Annotated in this window: 10 protein-coding genes; 2 read left to right on the forward strand and 8 right to left on the reverse strand. The window is 47.5% G+C overall.

Annotation, left to right across the window (positions count from 1 at the left end; translation table 11 throughout):
- Window positions 1-214 precede the first annotated feature (214 nt).
- The gene (locus tag ACU1JV_RS21270) at window positions 215-1,633 is read left to right on the forward strand and encodes a VanW family protein (protein ID WP_413987091.1); all 1,419 of its coding nucleotides are present in this window, start codon (window positions 215-217) and stop codon (window positions 1,631-1,633) included.
- Window positions 1,634-1,706: 73 nt separating this feature from the next.
- Here ACU1JV_RS21270 and ACU1JV_RS21275 read toward each other — a convergent pair whose 3' ends face one another.
- Window positions 1,707-2,867 (reverse strand): S-layer homology domain-containing protein, encoded by a 1,161-nt coding sequence (locus tag ACU1JV_RS21275; protein WP_165079721.1) that lies wholly within the window; start codon window positions 2,865-2,867, stop codon window positions 1,707-1,709.
- 267 nt (window positions 2,868-3,134) lie between these two features.
- Between ACU1JV_RS21275 and ACU1JV_RS21280 the strand changes: the two genes are divergently transcribed.
- The gene (locus tag ACU1JV_RS21280; RefSeq protein ID WP_165079722.1) at window positions 3,135-3,923 is read left to right on the forward strand and encodes an alpha/beta hydrolase; all 789 of its coding nucleotides are present in this window, start codon (window positions 3,135-3,137) and stop codon (window positions 3,921-3,923) included.
- Between the two features lie 79 nt (window positions 3,924-4,002).
- On the opposite strand, the gene ACU1JV_RS21285 is transcribed toward ACU1JV_RS21280, so the two are convergent.
- The 7 genes from ACU1JV_RS21285 to argH all read right to left on the reverse strand — a co-directional run bounded on the left by ACU1JV_RS21285 (window position 4,003) and on the right by argH (window position 13,386).
- Entirely contained in the window at window positions 4,003-5,637 is a 1,635-nt protein-coding gene (locus tag ACU1JV_RS21285) for a glycosyltransferase family 39 protein (protein WP_413987092.1), read from the reverse strand.
- Between the two features lie 105 nt (window positions 5,638-5,742).
- The gene (locus ACU1JV_RS21290; protein ID WP_058830182.1) at window positions 5,743-7,344 is read right to left on the reverse strand and encodes an ArnT family glycosyltransferase; all 1,602 of its coding nucleotides are present in this window, start codon (window positions 7,342-7,344) and stop codon (window positions 5,743-5,745) included.
- Entirely contained in the window at window positions 7,341-7,760 is a 420-nt protein-coding gene (locus ACU1JV_RS21295; protein ID WP_013373353.1) for a GtrA family protein, read from the reverse strand. The genes ACU1JV_RS21290 and ACU1JV_RS21295 overlap by 4 nt, the downstream gene beginning before the upstream one ends.
- Window positions 7,723-8,730, reverse strand: a complete 1,008-nt coding sequence (locus tag ACU1JV_RS21300; RefSeq protein WP_013373354.1) for a glycosyltransferase family 2 protein — start codon at window positions 8,728-8,730, stop codon at window positions 7,723-7,725. The genes ACU1JV_RS21295 and ACU1JV_RS21300 overlap by 38 nt, the downstream gene beginning before the upstream one ends.
- A gap of 23 nt (window positions 8,731-8,753) precedes the next feature.
- Window positions 8,754-11,213, reverse strand: coding sequence for a glycosyltransferase family 2 protein (locus ACU1JV_RS21305; RefSeq protein WP_165079724.1), 2,460 nt, complete (start codon window positions 11,211-11,213; stop codon window positions 8,754-8,756).
- Entirely contained in the window at window positions 11,206-11,457 is a 252-nt protein-coding gene (locus ACU1JV_RS21310) for a hypothetical protein (protein WP_013373356.1), read from the reverse strand. Before ACU1JV_RS21310 ends, ACU1JV_RS21305 begins: the two co-directional genes overlap by 8 nt.
- Before the next feature lie 516 nt (window positions 11,458-11,973).
- Window positions 11,974-13,386 carry an argininosuccinate lyase gene (gene argH, locus ACU1JV_RS21315; RefSeq protein WP_413987093.1) on the reverse strand — a complete coding sequence of 471 codons (1,413 nt, stop codon included), beginning with the start codon at window positions 13,384-13,386 and terminating at the stop codon, window positions 11,974-11,976.
- Window positions 13,387-13,405 lie beyond the last annotated feature (19 nt).

A 13,405-nucleotide genomic window follows, 5' to 3' on the forward strand; every position in this document is an offset into this window, starting at 1 on the left:
TCCCGCTGCTTAATCATATTACGTATAACCTAGTATCCATTCGACATATTCCATGCATTTCCTTTAAAAACTTCTGTATTTCATCATACCGTTTATCATTGTAACAAATTTGTTACCTAAATAGTACCGAAAGTTTTCTGCTTTTGGCACATATATATGAATATTGTGGCACACGAAACGCTATCAAGCTTATCAGACAGGAGACATCTGCATTATGAAAAAAATTCATTTATCTGTCATTTGGATATGGTCCGGTGTTCTGGCGCTGGCCGTGCTGTGGGGAGGACTTCATCTGTACGCCGACAGACAAACTCTACCAGAGGGAGTGCGAGTCGGAGGAGTCAACGTAGGCGGTATGTATAAAACGGACGCTCTTCGGCTGGTGGAGAAAAAACTGGATGCATTGAAGCAGCGTCCTCTGCTCCTCACGGACAGTGACAGCAGTGCACAGGATATAAAGCTAACACTCGCGGAAGCAGGGATTAGTTATAAAGCGGATGCATTCCGAAATGCGGTGAAGGCACTAAACGCGAAGCATCTATGGACTCGCGTACAGACACGTTTTAGATTCGAGAAGGAATGGTCTATCACACCTTTCCAGCAAGAGAAGATCCTGAAAACCAAATTTGGAGCTGATTGGGAGGAGCAACGATACGGCATGCCTATCAATGCGGTGCGTCAGATTGATGCAAACGATCAGGTTCGTTATATTCCGGAGCGCTCTGCCCGGCGCCTGGATTGGCCCAAACTGGACGTCGTAATGAACCAGGCACTCCCCAAGGATTTTACGGCTTCTGAGGAGCCGATCCGGGTGGAATTACCGTTCTACCAGCTGGAGCCGAAAATTACAGTCGACAGTCTGCGCAGCGAAGGTATAGAGCGAAAAATCACCCAGTTTTCCACCAGTCTCGGCAGCAGTTCGGAAGGACGTGTGTATAACGTTAATTCAGCGGCAAGCACCGTCGATGGTTTAATTCTCAAACCGGGTGACATATTCGACTACGGCCAGGTGATTGCCAAGGCTGAGCGCACCCATGGCTTTCGTGAGGCTCCAGTGATCGTGAACGGACGGCTGGAGTCCGGTATTGGCGGTGGGATTTGTCAGGTATCCAGCACGGTGTATAATGCAGCGCTGCGAGTCGGCTTGGACATTGTCGAACGCCGTAACCATTCCTTGCCAGTCAGCTACTTACCCAAAGGTCAGGATGCGACTTTTGCTACAGGGTCCATTAATTTTCGTTTTAGAAATAATACCGGCAAACATTTACTCCTTCGCGCTGTGGTCCAAAATCGAACGCTTACTGTTAAAATTTTTGGTACATTCCCATCCAATATTTCGTATGAACTTGAATCTCACACCGTTCGCGTACTGCCTATACCGGTAAAAAGAATACGTAATGACTCCCTATCTCCCGGCTTCTATCAAGTCATTCGACAGGGCAAAGAAGGGTATGTGGTAGAAACATTTCGAATAAAAAAGGTAGATGGAAAACCCGTCGAGCGCACCCGAATCAGCCGCGATACGTACCGAGCCCAGCAGCGCATTATAGCTAGTTATGGCGGTAGCACATCGTCTGAGCCACAAACACGCGAACTGGAGAAACCTATTGTGGAAGATGGCATAAGCGAATAAACGAAAAAATCCCCCTTCACTACTGGCTGGATTGGTTCCAGACAGAGTGAAAGGGGTTTTTTTTATTTCTAAATTACTCGCTGCGTTTACTCAAAACCGAAATTTCTACAGGCTCACTTTCATGGCCGTCTGTATCTTTAGCTTTGATCACCAGTCTAACTGTCGCTTTTTGAGTAAGCACACTGATGCTAAATGTGCCGTCATCTTTGGCTACTGCACTGCCGATAGGCAGATCGTTGGAATAGGCAGTTACTGTGGAACCTGCTTTTGCTGTTCCTGTAATTGTACCTTCACCATCGTACACATCGTTGACTTTCAGTGCATTCGAAGTAGCATCCGCGTCAGTAGCTGTGTCTGTAGTGTTGTCTGTAGTCGTATCGGTATTTGTAGTTGTCTCTGTTGTTGTAGAGTTGTCTGTAGTAGTCGCAGACGTGCTATCTGTGCTAGTACTTGTGCTGCTATCTTCTGTTTCAGTTCCAGAAGTAGTCGACGTATTACCGTAAGTGGAATCTGTCACGTTACCGTACGTGGAATTCGTTACCGTTCCACCAGGAGTCGTGGTCAGATTATCGACAGAGCTCAGGTTGTACCCGGATGCAGCATCCAGAATAGCAACCGCCTCTGCACGAGTCAGCGGCTTCAGCGGCTGGAATTTACCATTCGGATAACCGTTGATGATTTTTTGCTCCGCAGCTGCCGCTACACTTTTCTTCGCCCAAGATCCGATTTTGTCGGAGTCAATGAATTTAGTAACATCTGCTGCGTTACCCGCAGTCAGCCCAATAGCTTTGCCAATGATCGCAGCTGCTTCCTGACGAGTTACCTTACCATTTGGTTTGAGCTTGTTATCTGCATAGCCGCTTATGTAGCCTGCATTCACGGCACTTGTCAGTTCGTTGTATGCCCAGTGGGATGCCGGAACATCTGTGAACGTTCTGCTTCCATTACCGTTTACCTTCACACCGCCTGCATACGTTACGTCTGTCACTGCTGGAAGTTCCTGCGTGAACGTTCCCAAGCTGCGGTTCAGAAGAACGATAAATTCTGCGCGTGTGATCGCCGCATCCGGTTTTACCGCTCCATTCAATTGCCCTGTAGCTGACCAGCGTTGCACCTGATCTCCTGCCCAATGGCCACTTGTAGTTTGAGGAGCAGCTGCCGCTGCGCTGAATGCGCTAAGAATAAGACCTGTGCTCAGTACACCTGTAATTGTGTTCCTTAACTTTTTCCCCATGCTATAAATTCCTCCCTCAGATTGTATTCATCAATCTTTTTTAAACACTTTACCAGAAATCAAACCCAAATAACCCCTAAATTAAAAAAATCGTCCCATATAACCATACCCCCTCCTAATGTAGGATAAAAAAGAAACAGGACTTAATACCTAGCCATTCACTTGGATATGTATATTTGGACAGGTCACAGTATACTGGATGAATAATCAGTTGTATGCTGAAAAAGGTCAATGAGGTCACATCCCCTTAGGAAAAGAGGTTTTCTTATGGCTCTTATTCAATGTCAGTTTTATTCGGAAGTTCTTGGTCTGAGCACATCCATGAATGTTATTCTCCCGCAGACAACCCGATCACAGATTGGAATGGAGGGCAAGCAAGGAATAGGGCCACATCCGACACTGTATTTATTGCATGGCCTGTCAGACGATGATTCAACCTGGCTGCGTCGAACCTCTATTGAACGCTACGTCGCCTCCATGGGCCTAGCGGTCGTCATGCCTCAGGTACATCGGAGTTTCTATACGAATATGGAGCAAGGAGCAGCTTATTGGACTTTTATCAGTGAAGAATTGCCAGCTTTGGCACGTTCATTTTTTCCTCTGTCCGACAAGCGTGAAGACAATTTTGTAGCCGGGCTTTCTATGGGTGGTTACGGCGCCTTCAAACTGGCACTTCAGCATCCAGAGCGCTTTGCAGCCGCTGCCAGTCTTTCGGGGGTCATGGATTTACATGCATCACGCACCGATCCTAAGCAAAATGCTATGAGTCCAGCGGAATGGCTTAACATTTTTGGACCAGATGAAATACGCGGAACAGATCACGACTTGCTGGAGCTGCTACAACGTCATGCCACTGCGGGGACCTCACTCCCCCAACTCTATCAATGCTGCGGTACAGAGGATTTCTTATATAAGGGGAATCAGACTTTTCGTGAAACATGCACCTCTCTTGGAGTTCCGCTGACCTACGAAGAAGGTCCTGGAGCTCATGAATGGGGATATTGGGACGCTAAAATCCAGGACGTACTGGCGTGGCTACCGCTTAAAGGACACTAAAACAGGCAAAAAAATCCCCGGAGCCTTTCTCATCGAACCATGCGAAGGAATTAAGCTCCGGGGATTGTTGTTATACCCATCAGGGATTTGTCTTTGTCTCCGTCGATGGAGATTCTTTAGTTAATGACTTAGGCAGTACTTTATACAGGCGCCACTCGCCGTTAAACTCACGTTCAAGTTGAACCCATGGGGCACCATGTTCATATAAATTCGGATATACCATATTGATCTTACTCAGCGGCATGCCTGACATAATCTTAGGTACAAGGATATAGTCCACATGATTCTCCTGCGGATAACTTAATGCCTTATTGAACGCATAATCACTGGTGATCAGAAAACGTTTGGAATATTGGCTGTAGACGATCATTGTGTAGGCTGAAGCTGAATCAGTCATAATGGTAGACTTCGGCAGATGCTCATCCAGCCAAACGGCAATCTTGCGATCTGATTCCTGTCTCACATAGTTCACATTCCCTGTGCGTGTGAGAAAGCTATTCTCATCCGGTGCAATATCCGGGCGAGTCAACGCATAGGAGAGTAATCCAGCGGTAAGTAGCAGACTGACGGACACTAGACCAAAGGCCGCCCTCCGCCATCGTCCCTGAAGCTGACTCAACTCATAAGGCAACCAGGCTACGGTAATTGGGAATACATACATAAAGTAACGAAACCACCCGTACGAGGATTGTCTCATCATAAGTAAAAATTGCAAGCCCGGCACAGACAGGAACAATAACAAAATAATCAGGGTTCCCCACCGGAATAAGCGTCCACTCAACAGACGGATGAACAGAATAGCAAACAATGGTACAGAGTACCAGATGGTTTTGGAAGCAATAAACTTCAAGGCTACCAGTGGATTGGAGAAAATCTCTACAAATTTATCATCATTCAGCAACTCTGCCGATTGGGCCGTGTTTGAATACTCTGAATTCAGGAAATAAAAGGCATTCCCCATAATGAGATAGTTAAAGAAAATCCACAACAGCCCGGAAAAGACCACAGGAAGCAAAAGAAGTAACCAGGTTGCCTCGACTTTATGCAGCTTTTCCCGCAGGGCCAGCTCGCGTCTACCCAAGTTGCGATGAAGAAATAAGATCGCCAAGACTACGCCAACAGCCATTGCCACGCCTAGAGGCACCGCTTCATAACGAGTCCAGAACGCCATGGCAAGCGCTAATCCAGAAACAATCAGACTTGCCGTCATGCGGTCCTTGAGCCACAGCGCAAATTCAATCACTGTCATCATAATAAAATATATGTATAACGAATCGCTCAGACCGTTGGCACCAAACAGTAAAATAAACGGATTCAGTGCATACAACAAAGCCAACAGCAAGCTCATCCTAGAGCTAAGCCCTGTTCTGACACCTGCCCGATATAGCAACATTGCGGTCAAAGCAGAAAAGGTAGCACTCAGAATAACAGCAGCCAATCCATAGGAGGCTAATGCCGGAAAGATTGGATACAGCAATAGAATTACCATTTCCAGAAGACTGGGTAGTGGATTCCAGATAAATCCGATGGCGCCCAAATGCGGGTCACGGCTGTACAGCACATAAAATGCGTTAGCTACGCGACTGAGCGCGTCTGTGTGCATATATCCCAGAACATAGCTAAAATAGATGCCAGCAGACAGCTCCAATGCAAGTATAAACACAAACAGACCTATAGCCATCCATCTGCTTGCAGACATTTTTCGAAAGGACATTCCTCTCGTTCCCCCTCAAACTTCTTGCGGCGGTGCAGCTGTAGGGAAATTACGCCCGACAGCTGTATCCTTTCCTCCGCTACGATGCACTAACATACAATAAAATTATTGCAGTTCTTCATGCTCTATCTTGTACAATCGCCACTCCCCGTCAAAGTCATGCACCAACGAGGCCCATGGCGCCCCCTTTTCAAACAAATCAGGATAGTTCCGGTTCACCTGATCCAGCGGTACCCCTTCTACCAAGCGCGTAACCAAAACATAATCCACCTTGGAGGCAGGCAGATCCGTTAAAGATTTTCCAAAATCATAATCACTCGTTATCATAAACTTCTTCGGAATTTTACTGCTCAAAATGATCGGATAGGCCGTATAAGAATCAGTCAAAATGAGAGATGAGCCATAATGTTCATCCAGCCATGACCCTATTTTCCGTTCAACAATTTGCCGAGTATAGCTTTCATTGCCACTATGCGTCAGATAGCTATGCTCATCCGCCGCAATTGCGGGGTTCGTCAGTGCGTAGGATAACAAGCCTACTGTTACCAACATTCCTGCCGTTACCAGTGAGATTCCGATCCCCCGCATTTTCCCCTTCAACAGACTAAGCTCATACGGCAGCCAAGCAACCGTAATTGGGAATACATACATAAAATATCGGAACCAGCCAAACGAAGAATGCTTAAGCATCAGTAAAAGCTGAAGCCCGGGTACCGATAAAAAGATAGCCAGCAGCGTTAACGTGCTCCAACTCCACAGACGTTTGTCCAATAGGCGTATAAGCAAAATGGCAATTAACGGAGCCGCATACCATAAGGTTCGTTGCCCGACAAACTTTAGCATCAGCACAGGATGAGCAAACATTTCCACAAAGCGCTGATCCTCCAGCAAAGCCGCTGATTGTGTGGAATTGGAATACTGCGAACGTAAAAAGTAAAGCGGGTCGCCCATGATAATCCAGTTAAAAAAGAGCCACAGCAAACCGGAAAAGACAAGCGGCAGCAACAATAGAAGCCATGTCGCTTCTACCTTGTACAGGCGCTCTTTTAAAGACAATTGCGTTCTAACGCTCTCTCTGTTTGTACGCCACCGATGCAGAGAAAAAATCGTCAGTAATACGCCCAAAGCCAGCGCAACCCCCAGGGGAACTGCTTCGTAGCGAACCCAAAATGCCAATGCAAGCGCAAAACCGGATACGATCAAATTCGCCGCCTTGCGATCCTTAAGCCACATACAGAATCGACTCACTGTCAGCAGTATAAAAAAGATATATGGCGAGTCACTTAAGCCGTTGAAGCCAAACAGAAACATAAACGGATTCAGTGAAAATAACAGCGCAATCAGCAAACTGGTTGCACCGTGAAGCCCTAGTTCTTTTCCCGTCCCGTACAATAATGCTGCACTCGCCCCAGCAAACAGGCTGCTCACAATCACTGCTGCCAGCCCATGGGAAGCGAGTGCGGGAAATAAAGGATAGAACAACAGCACAATGAGTTCCATCAAACTCGGTAGCGGATTCCACACAAACCCAATAGCACCCAAATGCGGGTCACGACTATAGAGTACATAAAATGCATTAGCTACTCGACTGAGCGCATCGGTATGCATATAGCCAAGATGCCATGCAAAATAAACACCCACGGCTAATTCTAGAGCAGCAATACAAGCAAACAATGACAACAACTTTCCATGTTTCCTTACGATCATGAAACCTCTTTCTGACGCTGTTGCGGAACGGAGAAGATCCAATAGCGGTTCCAGATATAATTATGAACTGGCACGATGATGGTAGTTAAGACTTCACCGATCAGATATGACCAACCAATCCAGTGAATGGTTACGTACATCAGAGCGGCATTCAGGAGCAAGCCGCAGGTACAGACCAATAAATATTTAAGAAACTGAGTGCGGCTCCCTTCGCCGGTAGGCTCGAACGTCCAGTTACGATTCAGCACATACGAAACGAGCAGCGTAACGATAAAACCTATGGTAGTAGCCGTTACTGCAGGTATTGCAAACAACTCCACTAGCAGCACAAGCACACCGACGTGAATGCCTGTACCCAGCAGTCCGACAATACCGTATTTAATGATTGGATACTTTAGATACGAACGTCTGATCATGTTGATTAAACTCCCTATCCACCCACAATCGGTCAGCATTCGCCCGTTTGTCTGCAATTAGATAACGGGGTCTGGCTTTGACTTCGTGATATATGGCGGCAATATATTCTCCTACCACTCCAATCGACAGCATGAGTACACTACCGATAATCAAAAGCAGTAAAATGACAGTGGTAAACCCGGTCACAGCATCACCCGTTATTTTGTGCATTAAGGTTTGAATCCCCAACACGACCGAAATCAGCATGAAAATGAGACCCATTAAACTCACTACCCGCAAAGGTACCGTCGAGAACGAAACGATCGCTTCCGCGGCCAATCGAAGCAGCCCTAACGGACTCCAGCGGCTTGGACCCTCTTCTCGTGGAGCCACCCGGAATGTAATCTGGGTTTTACGAAAACCGAGCCAGGCGGTCATCCCGCGAAAAAACGGCATACGCTCTGGCATCGCCATCCAGGCATCCACCACTCGTCGATCCAGCAGCTTATAATCGGAGGCATCCTTGAGATTAAAGCCCGTCAAACGATTCAAAGTCGCGTAGAACAAAGAAGCTCCGAGCTTTTTGCCTACAGACTCTTCTCCCCGAAATTCTTTCACACATTCAACTAAATCATAACCTTCGTTCTGCCATAAACGCACCATTTCCCCGATCATTTCAGGAGGATGCTGCAAATCACCGTCCATGACAATGATCGCATCGCCAGAAGCATTTTCCAAACCTGCGCACAATGCCAGCTCCTTACCAAAATTCCGACTCAGCCGGAGTGCGAGCAAAGAGGGCATACGACGGGACAATTCGGACAACTTGAGCCATGTATCATCTTTGGAACCATCATCTACAATAATGAGCTCATAACGTGAGGTGACAACAGACAGCACCCCATCAATCACCTTAAGAGAACGTTCGAGGTGTGAGCCTTCATTGTACATAGGAATGACGACGGATAAAAAAGGGTTTTTTGTCTCCATTCTTGCTCCTTCTTTCTTCATATTCAGGAGGACTGTGCCGGGGCATCATCCAAGTCATGCATATCGGTCAGACCATGCGTCGTTTTCTCCCAATAGAACGGCTTGGTTATAAGCTGCCAAGCTGCTTTTATCGCAGCTATACTCATAAGTACCCAATATAACGGCGAGAGTAGCCCATATTTGACCATCGCGTATGAAAATGTTCGTTCACCGCGCTCTTCCAGCTCACCGATGACCCAATACATGCCAGCCACATTACTGAATACGAACAGAAAGTTACCGATATAAAATTCCGCGCTGGCTAGGTAGTACACATAACCCGGGAACAGCTTGGGAATAAAGGACAACTCCCAGCCAAACCATAAAATAAGCAAGCCCCAAAAAATCGGGTTCAGCAACGGCAACATCGGAGTCGCCAGAATCATTACCTGAAAACCGAAAAAGCCTTTCCAGCCCACTTCGCGCACTAGCTTAACCGGATTGCGCATATGAACCAGCCATGTCTGCATATATCCCTTGATCCAACGTGAACGCTGACGAATCCAGTTGCCCACGCGGCTGTTCGCTTCCTCCCATGTGCGGGAATCAACAATGGCCGTTTTGTAACCACCTTTATACAGACGAATGCCCAGATCGGCATCCTCGGTTACATTATAGGGGTCCCACGCATTAATATCTTTCAATACAGATACCCGAAAATGATTGGACGTACCACCCAACGGAATAGGGGTATCTAACTGCATAATTCCTGGCAGCAGCAATTCGAACCACATACTGTATTCTTGTGTGAACCAGCGGGTCAGCAAATTTTGTGTACTGTTAAAATAATTGAGCTTCGCTTGAATACACGCATAATTCTCAGGGAGTGAATCAAACGCTGCAATGACTTTTTTAAGTTGGTCAGCATCGGGACGATCCTCAGCATCGTAAATGACGACAAACTCGCCGCGGGCGCGAATAAGTCCATAATTACATGCCTTCGGCTTGGTTTTCGGCAAGCCATCAGGCACGACCAGTGTCGTGTAATAGGCAGGCAGCTTCATTTCACGCAGCAGCTCAATCGTCTCAATGTCGTCCTCTTCAATCAACAGCCGTACATCCAGTTTGGACTTTGGATAATCCAGCTGTTCCAAATTCCGTAACAACATCGGAAGCACGCCCGCTTCCTTATACATCGGTACAAGAATCGTATAGATCGGCAGTCTTTTTTCATCCATGGCGTCTACCTCTTCCTTCGTGAAGCGAAGCTGCGCCCCACGCCGGGAACCGAGATAGATAATTCCAAACTTGAATAGCGTCATAGCAAAATAAAACAGCTGGATCATCATATTAATGATTAGCACTGTCTTCCAGCTGTTCCAGAAGAGGCCGAGCAGCGTAATCATTCCCATAGCTGCAAACACCCAGAGCTGACCCTTGGTAAAGGTGATCCGCGCCGAATTGTGCGGTTCCTTTTCCAACAATCCGGTTGTGCTTTCCTGCATCATTTCCTCGCCGTAGATTTTACCCCAGAGCTGCTCCATCTCTTCCTTTGTTGCAAGCACTTGCTCTACCGGCATACCCAGAATTCCCTCCAGCTTTAAGCGTCGCTCTTCTGGTAATGGATCACTGACCGCTACAATATAGCGGTTCATATATTGATGGATGACGACCACGCCATAAGCCATTGCCACTTGCTCGGGTAGTTTGTACGCCGCATCCAGCGCCAGCTCCTCACCAATACGCCCGATTCGGTTCTGGGTAGCAATCGCGCGGTACAAATCCGCAGGCTCCAGCATTTGCAATGATAGCAAGATGTCGCCGAGCAGCCCGCCGCTCTTCGCCTGGAACTCGAGCGCTCGCTCTAGCTGCTCTGGTGTAATATAGCCGGAACGAACCAGCATGTCGCCCAGTCTCTCCTTGGATTCATCACCGTCAATTTGCTCTTGTAGCTGCTCAGCTGTAATGAAACCCATCTCTACAAGAATATCGCCCAGTCTACCACCGTAACGCTTCTGGTTGCGGATAGCATCTGTCAGCTGATCCCGGGTAATCATCCCGTTCTCCACCAGCTGATCTCCCAGACGGGCCTTGCCGTTTCGTCCGGTCTGCGTTCCTGCTGCCGCCTCTCCGCCTTCTGCACCAGGGATACTGGAAGCAAGACCCATGGCTGCTCCTGCCGCTGCCTGTTCCTGCCCAGATGCATACTGGACTTGCGCCTCCTGCACCTGTCCATCCTGTATTCCTTCATCCAGCAATTGTTCCACAGCTGCTGCTGTATCATTGGCATTCTGTATAGCCTGAATACGAAGTTCTGTATCCCGAAGTCGTCGTTCCAACTCTTCGATGTGAAAATCAAGCTTGTACAGTATCGGGGCCTGCTCTGCACGCTGAGCCTCTAGCTGTTGTTGCAGTTGTTCGATTCGCTGACGCTCTTCTTTTATTCTTCTCTTGGTTTGGCGAATTGAAACTCCTCCAACCTGCCACCTAAGCTTGTCACCCATGAATTCCCGCCCTTTCAATCCAGCGCCGCTCTTCCGCAAGCGCATCTGCAAGCAGCTGCTTTAACTCGGTATCCCGCTGCTTTTTCCGCTCCAGCGCCGCATGGAAAAGCTCCCGCTCCTCACGTAGCAACCTCTCTGCCTGGATTCGCTCCTCATGCAATGAGGATACCAATCCATCGGCGTCAGAAGCGCGATAACCGATCCAAGCGCTCTTTAGCTGACGCGTCGTTCGTTTAGTTCTCATAATACCTCCCTGGATCGTCCCGACTCTGCCTTTTGCTATGTCGCTACTTCAATATTTTTACTGGCTTTCTTCCAAAACCAGGACACACCTGCTTTCTCATTCAAGCCCTTCATTTACACATTTATGCAATTTCCCTGGTCAAAAAAACCAATAAAAACTTGAAAATGATTTATCGCATATGCTTCTTGTTCTATCGAATTGGTAATTCAATGAAAAACTTAGTGCTATTCTACCATAATCCTAGTAGGTGTAGTATACAAAAATGTAAATTCTAGAAACTTTCACACTAATGTATAGATAGGTATATAGAACTAGATATTAAACATCTTGAACGATATTCTTCCAATAAATCTATGTAGTTCATGATTATTCTGATCATAAATCATTCAAATACCTCAGAAAACACAAAAGACACCGCGAACGGTGCCTTTGAAAACATAGATGGCAAATATTCTTAAAATCTGATTTTACACAGCATCCCGTTGCTGTGCAAGAGAATAATTCTTTCTGTATGGATTATTTTTTTGGCTTATGATTTTCATACCATGTTGACGTGTTCACTAGAAGCTGTTCACTGCGTCCAATGGCTGCCTGCACCTGACCGGTGGCGGTTCCGCCATACACATTCCGAGCATTGACTACCGCTTCTGGTTGAAGCACCTCATAAATGCGCTCGTCGAACAGATCCGAAAACTGCTGGAATTCATCCAGTTTCAAATCAAGCAGATATTTGCCCTGCTGGATGCAATACAGCACCGTTTTGCCGATAACCTCATGGGCCTGACGGAACGGAAGCCCCTTGCCGACCAGGAAGTCCGCAATATCCGTTGCGTTGGAGAAATCCTGATTGACCGCTTGACGCATCCGGTCCTTGTTCACCTTCATCGTGGCGATCATTGGAGCGAACAATTGCAAGGCTCCCTCCAGCGTAGCAACCGTATCGAACATCCCTTCCTTGTCCTCCTGCATGTCCTTGTTGTATGCCAGCGGCAAGGACTTCAGTACGGTCAGCAGACCGACGAGGTTTCCATAGACACGCCCGGTTTTGCCACGTACTAGCTCCGGTACATCCGGATTTTTCTTCTGTGGCATAATGCTGCTGCCTGTACAGAAAGCATCATCCAGTTCGACAAAACCAAATTCTGTGCTGCTCCATAGCACCAGTTCTTCGCTCAGACGGGACAAATGCGTCATAATCAGCGAGGCCCCGGCCAGAAACTCTACGATAAAGTCCCGATCACTGACAGCGTCCAGGCTATTTTCATAGACGCCATCAAACCCAAGCTGCTCAGCTACAAAATGACGATCGATCGGGAAAGTGGTTCCAGCCAGAGCGCCAGCGCCGAGCGGCAACATATTGATGCGTTTGTAGCTGTCCTTGAGTCGGTCAATATCACGCTCCAGCATAGACACATACGCCAGCAAATGATGCGCGAACAAAATAGGCTGCGCACGCTGCAAGTGTGTGTATCCAGGTACAATTGTGTCCAGATTGTCCTTGGCCTGCCCAATTAATGCAACTTGTACATCATGCAGCATACCCACCAGTGATACGACATGTCCGCGCAAATACAAGTGCATATCTGTTGCTACCTGATCGTTACGACTGCGTCCAGTGTGCAGCTTACCGCCGACCGGACCAATGACTTCGATCAGGTTTTTTTCGATATTCATGTGAATATCCTCATCCGAAACGGAAAATTCAATTTCCCCACGGCGGATACGCTCCAGAACGGTGTGCAGTCCTCCCTTGATCGTGTCCGCATCCTCCTGCGGAATAATACCGCATTTGCCCAGCATGGCCACATGAGCCAAACTGCCTTGAATATCTTCTTCCGCCAACGCCTGATCAAACCCAATAGAAGCCGTATATTCCTCTACCAGCTTGTTCGTTTGCTTTGTAAACCGTCCGCCCCATAGCTTACTCATTGCATGATCCCCTCTCTGC

The organism is Paenibacillus sp. T2-29 (assembly GCF_052921365.1).